Below are 17,631 nucleotides of genomic sequence, written 5' to 3' on the forward strand. Positions count from 1 at the left end.
GATGACCGCCACCGCACTCGTGAAGGAGAGGCGCGGTACGAGCCCGCCGCCGGGACGGACCACCGGACCGCCCCGGCGCCGGGGACGGACCACCGCCGTGCTGTTCGTCCTGCCCGCGCTGCTGCTGCTCGGCGCGCTCGTCGTCTACCCCGTGCTGTTCTCCGTCGGCCGCAGCTTCTTCGACGCCGCCGGCACCCGCTTCGTCGGCGGCGACAACTACACCGAGATGTTCCGCGACCCGGCGACCCTCAAGGCCGTCCGCAACACCGCGATCTGGGTGGTCGTCGCGCCGACCCTGCTGACCGGCCTCGGCCTGATCCTCGCCGTCCTGGTGGAGAAGGTCCGCTGGGCCACCGCCTTCAAGCTGCTGCTGTTCATGCCGATGGCCGTGTCCTTCCTCGCCGCCGGCATCATCTTCCGGCTCGCCTACGACGAGGATCCCGACAAGGGCGTCCTCAACGCGGCCGTCGTCTCCGTGCACGACGCGTTCAGGGGCACCTCGTCGTATCCCACGGCACGCGCGCGTGAGGGCCAGGGACTCACCCGGGAGACCGACGGCTCGTACCGGACGAGCTCCTCCCTGTCCCCGGGGGACTCCATGGCGCTCGGCCTGGTCGGCGTGGCGCCCGACGACCTTCCCGGAAATGCCTCGCCCGCCCACGCGGCGGCCGGCGGGACGGCCGGCCCGGACGAGGTCCGCGGTGTCGTCTACCTGGACTTCACGCCCGGTGGCGGGGGCCGGCCGGGCCGGGTCGACCCACGTGAGAGCGGGCTGCCCGAGATGAGGGTCGAGGCGGTACGGGACGGGAAGACCGTCGCGAGTACGACCACCGAGTCCGACGGCTCCTTCCGCCTCACCGGCCTGCCCCCGGGGTCGTACACCGTGAAACTGCCCGCCTCGAACTTCGCACCTCTCTACGACGGGGTCTCCTGGCTCGGCCCGACACTGGTCACCCCCGCGATCATCGGGGCGTACCTGTGGATCTGGACCGGCTTCGCGATGGTCCTCATCGGTGCGGGACTGTCGACGCTGCCCCGGGACGCGCTGGAGGCGGCGCGGATGGACGGGGCGAACGAATGGCAGATCTTCCGCCGGATCACGGTCCCGCTGCTCGCACCTGTCCTGACCGTGGTCTTCGTGACCCTCGTCATCAACGTGATGAAGGTCTTCGACCTCGTCTACATCATCGCCCCCGGGCCCGTGCAGGAGGACGCCACCGTGCTCGCCACCCAGATGTGGCTGGTGTCCTTCGGCGGCGGCAACAACCAGGGGCTCGGCAGCGCCCTGGGTGTGCTGCTCCTGCTGCTGGTGATCCCGGCGATGGTCTTCAACGTCCGCCGTTTCCGAAGGAGTCAGCGATGAACGCGGTCAGGAGGGGACTGGGCAATGCCGTGGTGCAGGCGCTGCTGGTGGTGGTGGGGCTGGTCTGGCTGACGCCGCTCGCGGGACTGTTCCTGTCCTCGCTGCGGTCGGCCGAGGACACCGCGAAGGGCGGCTGGTGGACGGTGTTCTCCTCGCCTCGCCAGCTGTCCTTCGACAACTACTCGGCGCTGCTGGAGAACGCCGGAGTCACCCGGGCCTTCTGGAACACGGTGCTGATCTCGGTGCCGACGACCGTGCTGGTCGTGGTGATCGCCGCGCTTGCCGGGTACGCGTTCGCCTGGCTGGAGTTCCCGCTGCGGGAGCCGCTGTTCCTGCTGGTGGTGGCGCTGCTGGTGGTACCCGTGCAGATCGGGCTGCTGCCGGTCGCGAAACTCTTCGGGCAGGTGGGGCTGTTCGGGACCATCCCCGGGGTCGTGCTGTTCCATGTGGCGTACGGGTTGCCGTTCGCGGTGTTCCTGCTGCGGAACTACTTCGCCGAGATGCCGAAGGAGATGCTGGAGGCCGCGCGGATGGACGGGGGCGGGGAGTGGCGGATCTTCACGCGGCTCGTGCTGCCCGTGGGGCGGCCGGCGATCGCCAGCCTGGCCATCTTCCAGTTCCTGTGGGTGTGGAACGACATGCTGGTGGCGCTACTTTTCGCCGACAGTTCGGCTCAGCCGCTGACGGTGGAGCTTCAGTCGCAGATACGGCAGTTCGGCAGCAATGTGGATGTGCTGGCGCCCGGGGCGTTCGTGTCGCTGGTGGTGCCGGTGGCTGTGTTCTTCGCGTTTCAGCGGCACTTTGTGCAGGGGGTGATGGCGGGGTCGGTGAAGTAGGGGGTGCGAGTGGGGGCGGGCGTGGGGGTTTCTGGCCCCCGCCGCCCCTACCCGTCCCCTCCTGATCCCTGCGTTACGGCGAAGCCGGCGGATACAGCGACCTCGGCAGTTGTGAGGCCGCTGCCGTGTCCAGGAGCCACAGGGTGCGGGCGCGGCCGTGGGCGCCTGCTGCCGGGGCCTGGATCTCGCCCGCGCCGGAGAGGGCGATGGCCGCGGCCTGGGCCTTGTCCTCGCCGGCCGCCAGGAGCCAGACCTCGCGGGCCGCGCGGATCGCCGGAAGGGTCAGGGTGACCCGGGTCGGCGGGGGCTTGGGGGCGCCGCGTACGCCGACCACCGTGCGGTCCGTCTCCCGGACCGCGGGCAGTTCCGGGAAGAGGGAGGCCACGTGGGTGTCCGGGCCGACACCCAGCATCAGGACGTCGAAGGCGGGAACCGAGGCGTGGTTCTCCGGGCTGGAGGCCCGGGCCAGTTCCTCGGCGTAGGCGGCGGCCGCCGCCTCCACGTCCGTGCCGTAGGGGCCGTCCGACGCGGGCATGGCGTGCACGCGCTTCGGGTCCAGGGGCACCGAGTCCAGCAGGGCCTCACGGGCCTGGGTGACATTGCGGTCCGGGTCGCCCTCCGGCAGGAACCGCTCGTCGCCCCACCAGAGGTCCAGACGGCTCCAGTCGATGGCGTCCCGGGCCGGCGCGGCGGCCAGGGCGGCCAGCAGGCCGTTGCCGTTGCGGCCGCCCGTGAGGACCACGGACGCCTGGCCCCGGGACGCCTGCGCGTCCACGATCTTCGTGATCAGCCGGGCCGCGGCGGCCTGCGCCATCAGGTCCTTGTCGCGGTGCACGACCAGCTGGGGTGCGCTCATCGCGAGGCCGCCTCCTTCACCGGCTCCGCCGCCGCTTGCGGTGCGGCAGCTTCCGCAGCCTCCTCGACCGGTTCTCCTTTGGCCGCCGGTCCCTCGCCCGAGGTGTCGAGCCGCTCCACCCCGAACCGCAGCGTGGCCGCGTACGTGTCGTCCGGGTCCAGCCGGCGCAGCTCCTCGCCGATCAGATCGGACGTCTCGCGGCGCTTCAGCGCCACCGTACGGTCCGGCTGACCGTGGATGGACAGCGTGGCCAGCGCGCCGTCCGGGCGGTCCAGCACGATCGGACCGCAGTCGGTGGACATCCGCACCGCCGTCAGACCGGGCCCGGCCGACACCGAGCGCGTCACCGGGACGTCCAGCCGGTCCGCGAGCCACATCCCCAGCAACTCACAGCTCGGGTTGAACTCCTCGCCCTCCACCTCGACCGACTGCACCGTGCAGGCGACCTGGTCCAGGGCCGCCGCCAGCATCGAGCGCCAGGGCGTGATCCGGGTCCACGACAGGTCCGTGTCCCCGGGGGTGTACGTCTCGGCGCGGGCGCCGAGGTCCCGTACCGGCTGCTCCGACGCGTACGAGTCCGTCACCCGGCGCTGGGCCAGCGCGCCCAGGGCATCGCCGGCCGGGTCGAGCGGCGCGTTCACCGGCCACCAGACGACGACCGGGGCGTCGGGCAGCAGCAGCGGCAGCACCACCGACTGGGCGTGGTCCACGCCCTCGCCGTACAGCCGCAGCACCACCGTCTCGCCGGTGCCCGCCTCCGCGCCCACCCGCACCTCGGCGTCCAGCCGGGACGACGTACGGTCGCGCGGGCTGCGCGACACACGCCTGATGACCACCAGCGTGCGCGACGGATGCTCGTGCGACGCGTCGTTCGCGGACTTCAGCGCGTCGTACGCGTTCTCCTCGTCGGTGACGATGACCAGCGTGAGCACCATGCCGACGGCCGGGGTGCCGATCGCCCGGCGCCCCTGTACCAGCGCCTTGTTGATCTTGCTGGCCGTGGTGTCCGTGAGGTCTATCTTCATGGCCGGCGCCAGCTCCGTCCGTCTCGCTGCAGCATCTCGTCCGACTCGACGGGGCCCCAGGTACCGGCCGGGTACTGGGCGGGCCTGCCGTTCGTGTCCCAGTACTCCTCGATGGGGTCGAGGATCTTCCAGGACAGCTCGACCTCCTCGGTGCGCGGGAAGAGGTTGGCGTCGCCCAGCAGCACGTCGAGGATCAGCCGCTCGTACGCCTCCGGGCTGGACTCCGTGAAGGACTCGCCGTACGCGAAGTCCATGGACACGTCCCGGATCTCCATCGAGGTGCCCGGCACCTTCGAACCGAAGCGGACCGTGACGCCCTCGTCCGGCTGGACCCGGATGACGATCGCGTTGGAGCCCAGCTCCTCGGTGGCCGTCGTGTCGAAGGGGGAGTGCGGAGCGCGCTGGAAGACGACCGCGATCTCCGTCACCCGGCGGCCCAGCCGCTTGCCGGTGCGCAGGTAGAAGGGGACGCCCGCCCAGCGGCGGTTGTCGATCTGCAGCTTGATGGCCGCGTAGGTGTCGGTCTTCGACTGCGGGTCGATACCGTCCTCTTCGAGATAGCCGACGGCCTTCGCGCCGCCCTGCCAGCCCGCCGCGTACTGACCGCGCACGGTGTCCCGGCCCAGGTCCCGCGGCAGCCGGACCGCGCCGAGCACCTTGGTCTTCTCCGCCGCGAGCGCGTCCGCGTCGAAGGAGGCCGGCTCCTCCATGGCCGTGAGGGCCATCAGCTGGAGCAGGTGGTTCTGGATGACGTCACGGGCCGAGCCGATGCCGTCGTAGTAGCCGGCCCGGCCGCCGATGCCGATGTCCTCGGCCATGGTGATCTGCACATGGTCCACGAAGGACCGGTTCCAGATCGGCTCGAACATCGTGTTGGCGAACCGCAGCGCCAGGATGTTCTGGACGGTCTCCTTGCCCAGATAGTGGTCGATCCGGAAGACCTGGTCGGGCGAGAACACCTCGTGCACGACCGCGTTCAGCTCCTCGGCCGACTTCAGGTCGTGACCGAACGGCTTCTCGATGACCGCGCGGCGCCAGGAGCCGCCCCGCTGGTCGGCCAGGCCGTGCTTCTTCAGCTGCTGGATGACCACCGGGAACGAACGCGGCGGCACCGACAGGTAGAAGGCGAAGTTGCCGCCCGTGCCCTGTGCCTTGTCCAGCTCCTCGATGGTGGCGCGCAGCCGCTCGAACGCGTCGTCGTCGTCGAACGTGCCCTGCACGAACCGCATGCCCTGGATGAGCTGCTGCCAGACCTCCTCACGGAAGGGCGTCCTGGCGTGCTCCTTCACCGCGTCGTGCACCTCGGCGGCGAAGTCCTCGTGCTCCCACTCCCGGCGGGCGAAGCCCACCAGCGAGAAGCCCGGCGGCAGCAGCCCCCGGTTGGCGAGGTCGTACACGGCCGGCATCAGCTTCTTGCGCGACAGATCGCCCGTGACGCCGAAGATGACCAGGCCCGACGGCCCCGCGATACGCGGGAGCCGTCGGTCCGCGGGGTCACGAAGCGGGTTCGCTCCGGAACCGGAAAGAGGTGACAAAGTGTCAGCCCTCCGAGGGGGCGAGGCGCTCCAGCTCCGCCTCGGTCGACTTCAGCAGGTCGTTCCAGGACGCCTCGAACTTCTCGACGCCCTCGTCCTCCAGGAGCTGCACCACGTCGTCGTACGCGATGCCGAGCTTCTCGACGGCGTCGAGATCGGCGCGGGCCTGCTCGTACGTCCCGGCGACGGTGTTCCCGGTGATCGAGCCGTGGTCCTCGGTGGCCAGCAGGGTCGCCTCCGGCATGGTGTTCACCGTGTTCGGCGCCACCAGGTCGTCGACGTACAGGGTGTCCTTGTACGCCGGGTCCTTCACACCGGTGGAGGCCCACAGCGGACGCTGCTTGTTGGCGCCGGCCTTCTCCAGGGCCAGCCAGCGCTCGGAGCCGAAGACCTCCTCGTACGCCTGGTAGGCCAGGCGCGCGTTGGCGAGGGCGGCCTTGCCGCGCAGCGCCTTCGCCTCGTCGGTGCCCAGGGCGTCGAGCCGCTTGTCGATCTCGGTGTCCACGCGGGACACGAAGAAGGACGCGACCGAGTGGATCAGCGACAGGTCCAGGCCCTTGGCCTTCGCCTGCTCCAGACCCGCCAGGTAGGCGTCCATGACCTCGCGGTAGCGCTCCAGCGAGAAGATCAGCGTGACGTTGACGCTGATGCCGTTGCCGATCACCTCGGTGATCGCCGGCAGGCCCGCCCTGGTCGCCGGGATCTTGATCAGCGTGTTCGGGCGGTCGACCAGCCAGGCCAGCTGCTTGGCCTCGGCGATCGTCGCCTTGGTGTGGTGTGCCAGCCGCGGGTCGACCTCGATCGAGACCCGGCCGTCCTGGCCGCCGGTCGCGTCGAAGACCGGGCGCAGGATGTCGGCGGCGTCCCGGACGTCCGCCGTCGTGATCATGCGGACGGCCTCGTCGACGGTGACCTTGCGGGCGGCGAGGTCCGCGAGCTGCTGCTCGTAGCCGTCGCCGGACGAGATCGCCTTCTGGAAGATCGTCGGGTTGGTGGTGACGCCCACGACGTGCTGCTGGTCGATCAGCTCGGCGAGGTTGCCGGACGTGATCCGCTTGCGCGACAGGTCGTCCAGCCAGATCGCGACGCCTTCCTCGGAGAGGCGCTTGAGTGCGTCTGTCATGGAAAATCAAACTCCTACGGGTCGTATATGGGCGTCAGCGCTGGGCGGCGGCCAGGGATTCCCTGGCCTGGCCGGCCACGTTCTCGGCAGTGAAGCCGTACTCGCGGAAGAGGACCTTGCCGTCGGCGGACGCGCCGAAGTGCTCCAGGGAGACGATGCGGCCGGCGTCCCCGACGTACTTGTGCCAGGTGAGACCGATACCGGCCTCCACCGCGACCCGGGCCTTCACGGACGGCGGAAGGACGCTCTCCCGGTACCCCTGGTCCTGCTCCTCGAACCACTCCACGGACGGCATGGACACCACACGCGTGGGGACGCCGTCGGCCTGGAGCTGCTCCCGCGCCTCGACGGCGACATGGACCTCGGAGCCGGTCGCGATCAGGATCACCTGCGCGTCGCCACCCTGGGCCTCGAACAGGACGTAGCCACCGCGCGCGGCGTCCTCGTTGGGCTCGTACGTCGGCACACCCTGGCGGGTCAACGCCAGACCGTGCGGGGCGCCCTTGCCGAACTCCTTGGTGTGACGCTTGAGGATCTCGCGCCAGGCGATCGCGGTCTCGTTGGCGTCCGCCGGACGGACCACGTTCAGACCCGGGATCGCGCGCAGCGACGCCAGGTGCTCCACCGGCTGGTGGGTCGGGCCGTCCTCGCCGAGACCGATCGAGTCGTGCGTCCACACGTACGTCACGGGCAGGTGCATCAGGGCGGACAGCCGTACCGCGTTGCGCATGTAGTCGGAGAACACCAGGAAGGTGCCGCCGTAGATGCGGGTGTTGCCGTGCAGCGCGATGCCGTTCATCTCCGCGGCCATGGCGTGCTCGCGGATGCCGAAGTGGATCGTGCGGCCGTACGGGTCCGCCTCGGGCAGCGGGTTGTCCGCCGGGAGGAACGACGAGGTCTTGTCGATCGTCGTGTTGTTGGAGCCGGCCAGGTCGGCGGAGCCGCCCCACAGCTCCGGGATCACCGCGCCGAGCGCCTGCAGCACCTTGCCGGACGCGGCACGCGTCGCGACACCCTTGCCGGGCTCGAAGACGGGGAGCTTGTCCTCCCAGCCGGCCGGCAGCTCACCGGCGCTGATCCGGTCGAACTCGGCGGCGCGTTCGGGGTTGTTGTCCCGCCACAGCTGGAACTGCTTCTCCCACTCGGCCTTCGCCTCCGCGCCGCGCTCCAGCGCCTTGCGGGTGTGGCCGATGACCTCGTCCGAGACCTCGAAGGTCTGCTCGGGGTCGAAGCCGAGGACGCGCTTGGTGGCCGCGACCTCCTCGTCGCCGAGTGCCGAGCCGTGGGACGCCTCGGTGTTCTGCGCGTTCGGGGCGGGCCAGGCGATGATCGAGCGCATCGCGATGAAGGACGGCTTGTCCGTGACCTTCTTCGCTTCCTGGATCGCGTTGTAGAGGGCGTGCGGGTCGAGGTCGCCGTCCGGCTTCGGGGCGACGCGCTGCACATGCCAGCCGTACGCCTCGTACCGCTTGCAGACGTCCTCGGAGACGGCCGTCTCCGTGTCGCCCTCGATCGAGATGTGGTTGTCGTCCCACAGCAGGACCAGGTTGCCGAGCTTCTGGTGGCCGGCCAGGGAGGACGCCTCGGCGGCGATGCCCTCCTGGAGGCAGCCGTCACCGGCGATGGCGTAGACGAAGTGGTCGAAGGGCGACTCGCCGGCCGGGGCCTGGGGGTCGAACAGGCCGCGCTCGTAGCGGGCGGCCATCGCCATGCCGACGGCGTTGGCGACACCCTGGCCCAGCGGACCCGTCGTCGTCTCCACACCCGTGGTGTGGCCGTACTCCGGGTGACCCGGGGTCTTCGAACCCCAGGTGCGGAACGCCTTCAGGTCGTCCAGCTCCAGGCCGAAGCCGGCCAGGTACAGCTGGGTGTACAGGGTCAGGGACGAGTGGCCCGCGGACAGCACGAAGCGGTCGCGGGCGACCCAGTCGGCGTCCGCCGGGTCGTGCCGCATCACCTTCTGGAAGAGGGTGTAGGCGGCAGGCGCCAGGCTCATCGCCGTACCCGGATGGCCGTTGCCGACCTTCTGTACGGCATCGGCGGCCAGGACGCGGGCGGTGTCCACGGCCCGCTGGTCCAACTCGGTCCACTCGAGGTCTGTGGTGGTCGGCTTGGTGCTCACCCTGGGTCAGGGCTCCTCTCCACATGTCGAACGCCGGCGACTGGACGTCGGCCGGCCGCTGTCGAGCCTACCCCCGTAGGACGTGCGTTTTTTCGAGCGATTCCAGACTGCGGGACGCCTTTCTGATCCGCCTGCCGACTGGCCGGGACCGCATTCGGCAACTGAATACGGACGCGCTCATCTGACCGCTCAATCGGGTCCGGACTCGCACGTCGGAGCAGGTCCGCCAACACGACCCCACCCCCGCGAATGTCCGGGTCTGGGCAACGTCTACAGTGGCGTGGTACGCGCGAGCCTTTACCGGCACTTCACACGGGAAGGCTTGCTGGGATGTCTCTGTAGGGGTGTGCGTGACGGCCGTTGAATCCCGTCCGGCGGGACTGCTCGGGACCAGTCAAAGCCCGGCCCATCGGCCGTTGGGGGCGCGCGTCAAGGCGTTCGTGGCGCTCACCAAGCCGCGGATCATCGAGCTGCTGCTCATCACCACCGTGCCGGTGATGTTCCTCGCGGAGCAGGGCGTGCCCGACCTCGGTCTGGTGCTGCTCACCTGCGTCGGCGGCTACCTCTCCGCGGGCGGCGCCAACGCGCTGAACATGTACATCGACCGTGACATCGACGCGCTGATGGACCGCACCTCGCAGCGCCCGCTGGTCACCGGCATGGTCAGCCCCCGCGAGTGCCTCACCTTCGGCATCACCCTGGCGGTGGTCTCCACCCTGCTCTTCGGCCTCACCGTCAACTGGCTCTCCGCCTGGCTGGCCCTCGGCGCGCTCCTCTTCTACGTCGTCGTCTACACGATGATCCTCAAGCGCCGCACGGCCCAGAACATCGTGTGGGGCGGCATCGCCGGCTGCATGCCCGTGCTGATCGGCTGGACGGCGGTGAAGGACTCCCTCTCCTGGGCCCCCGTCATCCTCTTCCTGGTCATCTTCTTCTGGACGCCGCCGCACTACTGGCCGCTGTCCATGAAGGTCAAGGAGGACTACGCGCGCGTGGGCGTGCCGATGCTGCCCGTCCTCGCCTCCAACAAGGTCGTCGCCCGGCAGATCGTGATCTACAGCTGGGTGATGGTCGCGGTCTCCCTGCTGCTGACCCCGCTCGGCTACACCGGCTGGTTCTACACGGCCGTGGCGCTGGCCGCGGGCGGCTGGTGGCTGTGGGAGGCGCACGCGCTGCAGAACAGGGCGAAGGCGGAGGTGACGGGCGGCAAGCTGAAGGAGATGCGGCTGTTCCACTGGTCCATCACCTACGTGTCGCTGCTGTTCGTGGCGGTGGCGGTGGACCCCTTCCTGCGGTAGCCCTTCCTCCGCGGCCCGTTCCTCTGCAGCCCCTTCCTCCGCTAGCTACCGGCCGGTAGCATTCCGGTCATGGCAGACACGCAGCAGGTTGACGCGAAGGCCGAGCGCAAGGTGGCCCGGCTCGCCAAGCAGATCAGCACCTTCTCCAAGGCGCACGGCGGGGCCGAGGGGCAGATCGCCTACATCGGCGAGCGCGGCGCCCGTATCGTCCTCGTCGGCGAGGACGGCGGCTGGGGCGACCTGGTGGCCCCCACGTACGAGATCGCCGAGAAGGCCGTCGAGAAGTCCGGCATCACGCGTCACGAGGCGTTCGACGGCGAGTTCGCGGCGAAGGTGACGACGGGCGCGTACGAGTGGAAGCGCATGGCCGGCATTCAGATCGGCGGCTGAGAAGCGCAAGAACCGCCGATCGTCCCATCACCAGAACACCGGTTCACCCGTTAGTCCGTGCAGTGCACCGCCTATACGGGGAGACCGGGATGATCGACACGCCGTCCCTCGTGGACCAGTACTGCCACGGCGTACTGAAGACAGAGCTGGGCCTCGGCACCTTCGAGGCCCAGTTGTCCCGCACCGAAGGCCCACCCGCCCCCGGCACCACCCTCTTCGACACCCAGACGGGCTTCGCCGTACGCCGCTGGTGCCCCCCTCTGCTGGGCCTGGAGCCGCACTGCCCGCCGGCCCGCTATCTGGCCCGGCGCCGTGAACTCGGCGTCCTGGAAGCGGGCCGCAGGCTGCTGCGCGGATCCGGCATCACGACGTATCTGGTCGACACGGGCCTGCCCGGCGACCTCACCGGCCCCGACGAGATGGCGACCGCGGCCGCCGCGAACGCCCGCGAGATCGTCCGCCTGGAACTGCTCGCCGAACAGGTCGCCGACACCTCCGGCACCGTCGAGTCCTTCCTCGCCAACCTCGCCGAGTCGGTGCACGGGGCCGCCGCGCACGCCGTCGCCTTCACCTCGGTCGCGGGCATACGGCACGGTCTCGCACTGGCGCCGGAGCCGCCCGGCCCCGGCGAGGTGCGGGGCGCGGCCGGCCGCTGGCTGGCGGACCGCCGTGTCGGGGGCGAGCTGACCGACCCCGTTCTCCTACGGCACCTGCTGTGGATCGCGGTCGCGTCGGGGCTGCCCCTCCAACTGCACGCCGGCCTCGCGGAGCCGGGCGCGCGCATCGACCGTACGGACCCGGTGCTGCTGACCGACTTCGTACGGGCCACCGCCGGCCTGGGCACCGACCTCGTCCTGCTGCACGGCTACCCCTACCACCGCCACGCCGCCCACCTCGCTGGTGTCTTCCCGCATGTGTACGCAGACTCCGGGGCCGCCCTGGTCCGCACCGGCGCCCGTGCCGCGACCGTCCTCGCGGAGATCCTGGAGCTGGCCCCCTTCGGCAAGATCCTCTTCTCCAGCGGGGCCGGCGGGCTGCCCGAGCTGCACGTGGTGGGCGCCCGCCTGTTCCGCGAGGCGCTGGCACGGGTCCTGGGCGGCTGGGTGGCCGAGGGCGCGTGGTCCCTGGGGGACGCGCAGCGGGTGGCGCAGATGGTGGCGGCGGGGAACGCGCGACGCGTCTACGGCCTGTGACTACGCGCGCGTGGGTACGGCCGTCTCGGCCGACGGACCCGGCAGCCCGGCCGTGACCTCGGGCCGCTCCCGCAGTGCCAGCAGCACCCGCAGCACCCAGATCCACATCACGGCTGAGCCGAGCATGTGCGCCGCGACCAGGGCCTCGGGAAGATCCGTGAAGTACTGCACGTACCCGATGGCCCCCTGGGCGAGCATGATCAGGAAGAGCTCCCGCGTCCGGTTCAGCGGACCCTTGGGCGCGTCCACCGCCTTCAGGACGAACCACAGGGCGAAGGTCAGCGTCACCACGATCCACGCCAGCACGGCGTGCAGCTTGGCCACGGTCTCCCAGTCCAGCGGCATTCGCTCGACCTCGCTGGAGTCACCCGCGTGCGGGCCGGCGCCCGTGACGACCGTACCCACCGCGATCAGCAGCACGGACCCGGCGACCAGGAACCACACCAACTGCTGCACCGCCCTGCCGACCAGCGGCCGCGGCGCCGCGTCGCCCTCCCGGGTCCGCTGCCACATCACCGTCGCGACGGCGATGAGCGCCGAGGACAGCAGGAAGTGGGCCGAGACCGTGTACGGGTTGAGGCCGACCAGGACGACGATGCCACCGAGCACGGCGTTGCCCATGACCACCCAGAACTGCGCCCAGCCCAGCCGGGTCAGGCCCTGCCGGTACGGCTTCTCGGAGCGGGCGGCGATGATCGCCCAGCCGACGGCCGCGCACAGCACGTACGTCAGCATGCGGTTGCCGAACTCGATGGCGCCGTGGAAGCCCATCTCGCGGGTCGCGGTGAGCGAGTCGTCGGTGCACTTGGGCCAGGTCGGGCAGCCGAGGCCGGAGCCGGTGAGCCGGACCGCGCCGCCGGTGACCACGATGACCACCGACATGACGAGCGCGGCGAGGGCCGCCCGCTGAACCGTCCGGGGGTCCGGGGTCCAGCGTTCGGCGAGGAAGGCGAGCGGGTTGCGCACGGCGGCTACGGCGTCGGCGCGGGTCACGTTTGGCACGGGCCCCATCGTAGGCCGCCGCTTGTGCACGCTTTCACGAGGGTCCGACTCCCCGGAGTCCTACTCCCAGCGGAAGAACCGTCCGGCGGCCGCCAGCCCGGCGATCGCCCACGCGGCCAGGATCCCCAGGTCACCCCACGGCATCCCGGCCCCGTCCTGCAGCACGTCCCGCAGGCCGTCCGAGAGCGCCGCGATGGGCAGGAGCCCCAGCACGTCCTGGGCGGCGGACGGGAACTTGTCCAGCGGTACGACGACCCCGCCGCCCACCAGGAGCAGCAGGAACACCAGGTTGGCGGCGGCCAGCGTGGCCTCGGCCCTGAGGGTGCCCGCCATCAGCAGGCCGAGGCCGGAGAAGGCGGCCGTGCCGAGGACCAGCAGGAGCAGGACGGCGAGGGGGTTGCCGTGCGGGGACCAGCCCAGCGCGAAGGCGATCGCCGTGAGCAGGATCACCTGGAGAATCTCGGTGACCAGGACGGACGCGGTCTTGGCCGCCATCAGGCCCCAGCGGGGCAGCGGTGACGACGCCAGCCGCTTCAGCACGCCGTACCGGCGCTCGAACCCGGTGGCGATGGCCTGCCCCGTGAACGCCGTCGACATCACCGCCAGTGCCAGGACACCCGGTGCGAGGAAGTCGACGGCCTCGCCCTCGCCGGTGTCGACGATGTCCACCGAGCTGAACAGCACCAGCAGCAGCGTCGGGATGACGACCGTCAGCAGCAGCTGCTCGCCGTTGCGCAGCAGCATCTTCGTCTCCAGCGCCGCCTGCGCCGCGATCATCCGGAGGAGCGGGGCCGCGCCCGGCCGGGGGGTGTGGATGCCGGTGGCGGTCACGAGCGCAGCTCCTTGCCGGTGAGCTCCAGAAAGACGTCTTCGAGGGTGTGCCGTTCCACCGAGATGCGGTCCGGCATCACTCCGTGCTGGGCGCACCAGGAGGTGACCGTGGCCAGCAGCTGGGGGTCGACGTTGCCGGTGACCCGGTAGGAGCCGGGGGTCAGCTCGTCGGCCGAGGAGTCGGAGGGCAGGGCCTTGAGCAGGGAGCCGACGTCGAGGCCGGGGCGGCCGGTGAAGCGCAGGGTGTTCTCGGCGCCGCCGCGGCACAGCTCCTCGGGGGAGCCCTGGGCGATGACCTGGCCCGCGTCGATGATGGCCACGTCGTCGGCGAGCTGTTCGGCCTCGTCCATGTAGTGCGTGGTGAGGATGACCGAAACGCCGTCGGCGCGCAGGTCCCGGACGAGGTCCCAGGTGTTGCGGCGGGCCTGCGGGTCGAGGCCGGCGGTGGGTTCGTCGAGGAAGACCAGCTCGGGGCGGCCGACGATCGCCATGGCGAGGGCGAGGCGCTGCTGCTGGCCGCCGGAGAGCCGGCGGTAGGTGGTCCGGCCGCAGGAGCCGAGCCCGAGCCGCTCGATGAGGGCGTCCACGTCGAGCGGGTGCGCGTGCAGCTTCGCCATGTGGCGCAGCATCTCGTCGGCCCGCGCGCCCGAGTAGACCCCGCCGGACTGGAGCATCACGCCGATCCGGGGGTGCAGCTCGGCGGCCTGTCTCACCGGGTCGAGGCCGAGGACGCGGACCGTGCCGGAGTCCGGCTCGCGGTATCCCTCGCAGGTCTCGATCGTCGTCGTCTTGCCGGCTCCGTTGGGGCCGAGGACGGCGGTGACGCCCGCCCGGGCCGTCAGGTCGAGGCCGTTCACCGCGGTTTTCGTCCCGTACCGCTTCACCAGGGCCTGGACCTGGACGACAGGCTCAGTTCGCATGGGTCCAGAGTCTAGGTTCGCGGGCGGGTGCTCGGACGCGGGGGTGCGTGAACCGGTCAGTGCGGGCGGTGCAGGGCGAGCCAGCGTTCGGCGTAGGCCACGGCGTCGGCGACCGGGAACAGCCGGGTGTCGGCGGCGCCCACTGTGCCTCGTACCACGGGCCGGTCCCGTTCGAAGTCGTGGCCCAGTTCGTCGAACCGGTCGGCGCTGATCGACACCTCGGTGACCGTCTCCCATCCGCCACTCGCGGCGGGCCGGCCCACCTCGACGAGCGGGGCGTCGATGCGGTACTCGGCGAGGTGGAAGCTGGTGCAGCTGTCGTAGCCCGCCCCGAGCAGCAGGACCCGGGCGCCCAGCTTCTCCAGCCGGGCCAGGGGGCTGCGCTCGCCGAGGCGGCAGTCGAGGGCGTGGTCGTCGGTGATCTCCGCGGCGCGCGGGCCGAGGGCGGCGAAGGAGGTGTGGGGGTGCGCGGGCCGAGGGCGGCGAAGGAGGTGTGGGGGTGCGCGCTGCGCAGGGCGCCCGGCTGTTTCGCCCCCGCCGCCCCTACCCGTCCCATCCCGGGGCGCCGCCCCGGACCCCCGCTGGGGGCTGCGCCCCCACAGCCCCGTATCGGCCCTGAACGGGCCTCGTCCTCAAACTCCCCCAGAGGGGGACCCCAGACGGGCTGAAAAGCCTGCGCTGTATCGAGCGTGCAGCCGCACAAGTCAGCGAGTCCCCCGTCGGCCGACCGCCGGAGGCCCGAGTGACAAGAGGGCCGGTGAGAGGGGGTTTCGGCATGCTCGGGAGTGTCCCGGACGGGGGCTCGCGGCGCCAGCGATTTGCCCGGTCGTCTGATCGATCAAAGATCGTTTCCGCAGGTCAGATTAGGTATGCCTAAGTGATGCAGGGCACCGTCCGGCGGTCCGGGCGCGGCTTGCCCGCCTCCGCGGAATTACGCAACAATGGCGTTGTGAAAAACGTCGGCGCAGCTCCGCAGGAGGAACTGGCGACCGGGGAGCGGTCCACCCGCAACCGGGTCGCGCGGTCCATCCTGGACCACGGGCCGTCGACCGTCGCCGAGCTGGCCGCCCGGCTGGGCCTGACCCAGGCCGCCGTCCGCCGCCACCTCGACGCGCTGGCCGCCGACGACGTGGTGGAGGCGCGGGAGCAGCGCGTGTACGGAGCGCGGACGCGCGGGCGTCCCGCCAAGGTCTTCGCGCTCACCGACTGCGGCCGCGACGCCTTCGACCAGTCGTACGACAAGCTCGCCGCCGACGCGCTGCGCTGGATCGCCGAGCGTGAGGGGGGCCAGGAGGCCATCGCCGCCTTCGCCCGCGCACGCATCGCCGCCCAGGCGAGCGCCTACCGCAAGGCGATCGAGGGCGTGTCCCCCGACAAGCGCACCGAAGCCCTGGCCAAGGCCCTGAGTGTCGACGGGTACGCTGCCACTGCGCGGAGCGCGCCCGTGGGTGAGCAGCTGTGCCAGCACCACTGCCCGGTCGCCCATGTCGCCGAGCAGTTCCCGCAGCTGTGCGAGGCGGAGACGGAATTCTTCGCCGAGCTGCTCGGTACGCATGTGCAGCGACTGGCGACCATCGCGCACGGCGACGGCGTCTGCACGACGTTCATCCCCAAGATTTCCCCCAATTCCACTGACGCATCTGCAAGCACGGCCGGGAGGAACCCCGCATGACTCTCCCCACGGAGACTGCCCACCCCGAACTCGAGGGTCTGGGCAAGTACGAATACGGCTGGGCCGACTCCGACGAGGCCGGTGCCGCAGCGAAGCGCGGCCTGAGCGAGGCTGTCGTCCGCGACATCTCGGGCAAGAAGTCCGAGCCGGAGTGGATGACCAAGCTGCGCCTCAAGGGTCTGAAGCTCTTCGAGAAGAAGCCCATGCCGAACTGGGGCTCCGACCTGTCCGGCATCGACTTCGACAACATCAAGTACTTCGTGCGCTCCACGGAGAAGCAGGCGGAGTCCTGGGAGGACCTGCCCGAGGACATCAAGAACACCTACGACAAGCTGGGCATCCCGGAGGCCGAGAAGCAGCGCCTCGTCGCCGGTGTCGCCGCCCAGTACGAGTCGGAGGTCGTCTACCACCAGATCCGCGAGGACCTGGAGGAGCAGGGCGTCATCTTCCTCGACACCGACACCGCCCTGAAGGAGCACCCGGAGCTCTTCAAGGAGTACTTCGGCACCGTCATCCCGGCCGGTGACAACAAGTTCGCGGCCCTGAACACCGCCGTGTGGTCGGGCGGCTCCTTCATCTACGTGCCGAAGGGCGTGCACGTCGAGATCCCGCTCCAGGCGTACTTCCGGATCAACACGGAGAACATGGGCCAGTTCGAGCGGACCCTGATCATCGTCGACGAGGGCGCCTACGTGCACTACGTCGAGGGCTGCACCGCCCCGATCTACAAGTCGGACTCGCTGCACTCCGCGGTCGTCGAGATCATCGTCAAGAAGAACGCCCGCTGCCGCTACACGACCATCCAGAACTGGTCGAACAACGTCTACAACCTGGTCACCAAGCGCGCCGTCGCCTACGAGGGCGCCACCATGGAGTGGATCGACGGCAACATCGGCTCCAAGGTGACGATGAAGTACCCGGCCGTCTACCTCATGGGCGAGCACGCCAAGGGCGAGACGCTCTCCATCGCCTTCGCGGGCGAGGGGCAGCACCAGGACGCCGGCGCCAAGATGGTCCACATGGCCCCGAACACCTCGTCCAACATCGTGTCGAAGTCGGTGGCCCGCGGTGGCGGCCGTACCTCCTACCGTGGTCTGATCGAGATCGGCGAGGGCGCACCCGGCTCCAAGTCGAACGTCCTGTGCGACGCGCTGCTCGTCGACACCATCTCCCGCTCCGACACCTACCCGTACGTCGACGTCCGCGAGGACGACGTGTCCATGGGCCACGAGGCGACCGTCTCCAAGGTCTCCGAGGACCAGCTGTTCTACCTGATGAGCCGCGGCCTGTCCGAGGACGAGGCGATGGCGATGATCGTGCGCGGTTTCGTCGAGCCGATCGCCAAGGAACTGCCGATGGAGTACGCGCTGGAGCTCAACCGGCTGATCGAGCTGCAGATGGAGGGCGCGGTCGGCTAACCCCGCCCCCGGTCAGCACACGTCTTACTCATTGAAAGAGAGCACTA

At 70.4% G+C, this 17,631-nt stretch carries 15 protein-coding genes and 2 pseudogenes; 7 read left to right on the forward strand and 10 right to left on the reverse strand.

Annotated elements, in window-relative coordinates:
- Window position 1: 1 nt before the first annotated feature.
- Both ACH5AC_RS20595 and ACH5AC_RS20600 read left to right on the forward strand, forming a co-directional pair.
- The gene (locus ACH5AC_RS20595) at window positions 2-1,363 is read left to right on the forward strand and encodes an ABC transporter permease subunit (protein WP_398863377.1); all 1,362 of its coding nucleotides are present in this window, start codon (window positions 2-4) and stop codon (window positions 1,361-1,363) included.
- On the forward strand, window positions 1,360-2,199 hold the full coding sequence (locus ACH5AC_RS20600) for a carbohydrate ABC transporter permease (protein ID WP_398863378.1): 840 nt from the start codon (window positions 1,360-1,362) through the stop codon (window positions 2,197-2,199). Before ACH5AC_RS20595 ends, ACH5AC_RS20600 begins: the two co-directional genes overlap by 4 nt.
- A 73-nt stretch (window positions 2,200-2,272) precedes the next feature.
- Here ACH5AC_RS20600 and pgl read toward each other — a convergent pair whose 3' ends face one another.
- From pgl to tkt, 5 genes are read right to left on the reverse strand one after another with little or no spacing between them, the layout of a single operon-like run.
- Complete coding sequence (gene pgl, locus ACH5AC_RS20605) at window positions 2,273-3,055, reverse strand: 6-phosphogluconolactonase (protein WP_398863379.1); 783 nt, start codon at window positions 3,053-3,055, stop codon at window positions 2,273-2,275.
- Window positions 3,052-4,080: a glucose-6-phosphate dehydrogenase assembly protein OpcA gene (gene opcA / locus ACH5AC_RS20610; RefSeq protein ID WP_398863380.1), complete on the reverse strand. Its 1,029-nt coding sequence runs from the start codon at window positions 4,078-4,080 to the stop codon at window positions 3,052-3,054. Before opcA ends, pgl begins: the two co-directional genes overlap by 4 nt.
- Window positions 4,077-5,615 (reverse strand): glucose-6-phosphate dehydrogenase, encoded by a 1,539-nt coding sequence (gene zwf / locus ACH5AC_RS20615; protein ID WP_398863381.1) that lies wholly within the window; start codon window positions 5,613-5,615, stop codon window positions 4,077-4,079. The genes opcA and zwf overlap by 4 nt, the downstream gene beginning before the upstream one ends.
- Before the next feature lie 4 nt (window positions 5,616-5,619).
- Window positions 5,620-6,738 (reverse strand): transaldolase, encoded by a 1,119-nt coding sequence (gene tal, locus ACH5AC_RS20620; RefSeq protein WP_398863382.1) that lies wholly within the window; start codon window positions 6,736-6,738, stop codon window positions 5,620-5,622.
- Between the two features lie 34 nt (window positions 6,739-6,772).
- Window positions 6,773-8,860: a transketolase gene (gene tkt, locus ACH5AC_RS20625; protein ID WP_398863384.1), complete on the reverse strand. Its 2,088-nt coding sequence runs from the start codon at window positions 8,858-8,860 to the stop codon at window positions 6,773-6,775.
- Window positions 8,861-9,204: 344 nt separating this feature from the next.
- Between tkt and ACH5AC_RS20630 the strand changes: the two genes are divergently transcribed.
- The 3 genes from ACH5AC_RS20630 to ACH5AC_RS20640 all read left to right on the forward strand — a co-directional run bounded on the left by ACH5AC_RS20630 (window position 9,205) and on the right by ACH5AC_RS20640 (window position 11,741).
- Window positions 9,205-10,158: a heme o synthase gene (locus tag ACH5AC_RS20630; protein ID WP_398863386.1), complete on the forward strand. Its 954-nt coding sequence runs from the start codon at window positions 9,205-9,207 to the stop codon at window positions 10,156-10,158.
- Window positions 10,159-10,227: 69 nt separating this feature from the next.
- Window positions 10,228-10,548, forward strand: a complete 321-nt coding sequence (locus ACH5AC_RS20635) for a hypothetical protein (protein ID WP_398863387.1) — start codon at window positions 10,228-10,230, stop codon at window positions 10,546-10,548.
- 89 nt (window positions 10,549-10,637) lie between these two features.
- Window positions 10,638-11,741, forward strand: coding sequence for an amidohydrolase family protein (locus ACH5AC_RS20640; RefSeq protein WP_398863388.1), 1,104 nt, complete (start codon window positions 10,638-10,640; stop codon window positions 11,739-11,741).
- Here the strand turns inward: ACH5AC_RS20640 and ACH5AC_RS20645 are convergent, their stop codons facing one another.
- From ACH5AC_RS20645 to ACH5AC_RS20665, 5 genes and pseudogenes are all read right to left on the reverse strand, one after another.
- Window positions 11,742-12,752: a heme A synthase gene (locus ACH5AC_RS20645; RefSeq protein ID WP_398863389.1), complete on the reverse strand. Its 1,011-nt coding sequence runs from the start codon at window positions 12,750-12,752 to the stop codon at window positions 11,742-11,744.
- 51 nt (window positions 12,753-12,803) lie between these two features.
- Complete coding sequence (locus ACH5AC_RS20650; RefSeq protein ID WP_398863390.1) at window positions 12,804-13,574, reverse strand: ABC transporter permease; 771 nt, start codon at window positions 13,572-13,574, stop codon at window positions 12,804-12,806.
- Complete coding sequence (locus ACH5AC_RS20655; RefSeq protein WP_398863391.1) at window positions 13,571-14,494, reverse strand: ABC transporter ATP-binding protein; 924 nt, start codon at window positions 14,492-14,494, stop codon at window positions 13,571-13,573. Before ACH5AC_RS20655 ends, ACH5AC_RS20650 begins: the two co-directional genes overlap by 4 nt.
- Window positions 14,495-14,550: 56 nt before the next feature.
- Window positions 14,551-14,970: pseudogene (locus ACH5AC_RS20660) on the reverse strand (AAC(3) family N-acetyltransferase); the annotation flags it as partial.
- A gap of 32 nt (window positions 14,971-15,002) precedes the next feature.
- Window positions 15,003-15,050, reverse strand: a pseudogene (locus ACH5AC_RS20665) (hypothetical protein); the annotation flags it as partial.
- Window positions 15,051-15,443: 393 nt separating this feature from the next.
- Here ACH5AC_RS20665 and ACH5AC_RS20670 point away from each other — a divergent pair.
- A complete protein-coding gene (locus ACH5AC_RS20670) occupies window positions 15,444-16,166 on the forward strand; it encodes a helix-turn-helix transcriptional regulator (protein WP_398863392.1) in 723 nt (240 codons plus the stop codon).
- Complete coding sequence (sufB, locus tag ACH5AC_RS20675; protein ID WP_398863393.1) at window positions 16,163-17,584, forward strand: Fe-S cluster assembly protein SufB; 1,422 nt, start codon at window positions 16,163-16,165, stop codon at window positions 17,582-17,584. Before ACH5AC_RS20670 ends, sufB begins: the two co-directional genes overlap by 4 nt.
- The last annotated feature ends 47 nt before the right edge of the window (window positions 17,585-17,631 follow it).

The organism is Streptomyces sp. NPDC018693 (assembly GCF_044391385.1).
Lineage (GTDB): Bacteria > Actinomycetota > Actinomycetes > Streptomycetales > Streptomycetaceae > Streptomyces.

Coding starts and splice junctions, on each gene's coding strand:
- ACH5AC_RS20640 (WP_398863388.1), top strand. CDS start 10,638: ATGATCGACACGCCGTCCCTCGTGGACCAGTACTGCCACGGCGTACTG.
- opcA (WP_398863380.1), bottom strand. CDS start 4,080: ATGAAGATAGACCTCACGGACACCACGGCCAGCAAGATCAACAAGGCG.
- ACH5AC_RS20595 (WP_398863377.1), top strand. CDS start 2: ATGACCGCCACCGCACTCGTGAAGGAGAGGCGCGGTACGAGCCCGCCG.
- ACH5AC_RS20645 (WP_398863389.1), bottom strand. CDS start 12,752: ATGGGGCCCGTGCCAAACGTGACCCGCGCCGACGCCGTAGCCGCCGTG.
- ACH5AC_RS20635 (WP_398863387.1), top strand. CDS start 10,228: ATGGCAGACACGCAGCAGGTTGACGCGAAGGCCGAGCGCAAGGTGGCC.
- sufB (WP_398863393.1), top strand. CDS start 16,163: ATGACTCTCCCCACGGAGACTGCCCACCCCGAACTCGAGGGTCTGGGC.
- tal (WP_398863382.1), bottom strand. CDS start 6,738: ATGACAGACGCACTCAAGCGCCTCTCCGAGGAAGGCGTCGCGATCTGG.
- pgl (WP_398863379.1), bottom strand. CDS start 3,055: ATGAGCGCACCCCAGCTGGTCGTGCACCGCGACAAGGACCTGATGGCG.
- ACH5AC_RS20655 (WP_398863391.1), bottom strand. CDS start 14,494: ATGCGAACTGAGCCTGTCGTCCAGGTCCAGGCCCTGGTGAAGCGGTAC.
- ACH5AC_RS20600 (WP_398863378.1), top strand. CDS start 1,360: ATGAACGCGGTCAGGAGGGGACTGGGCAATGCCGTGGTGCAGGCGCTG.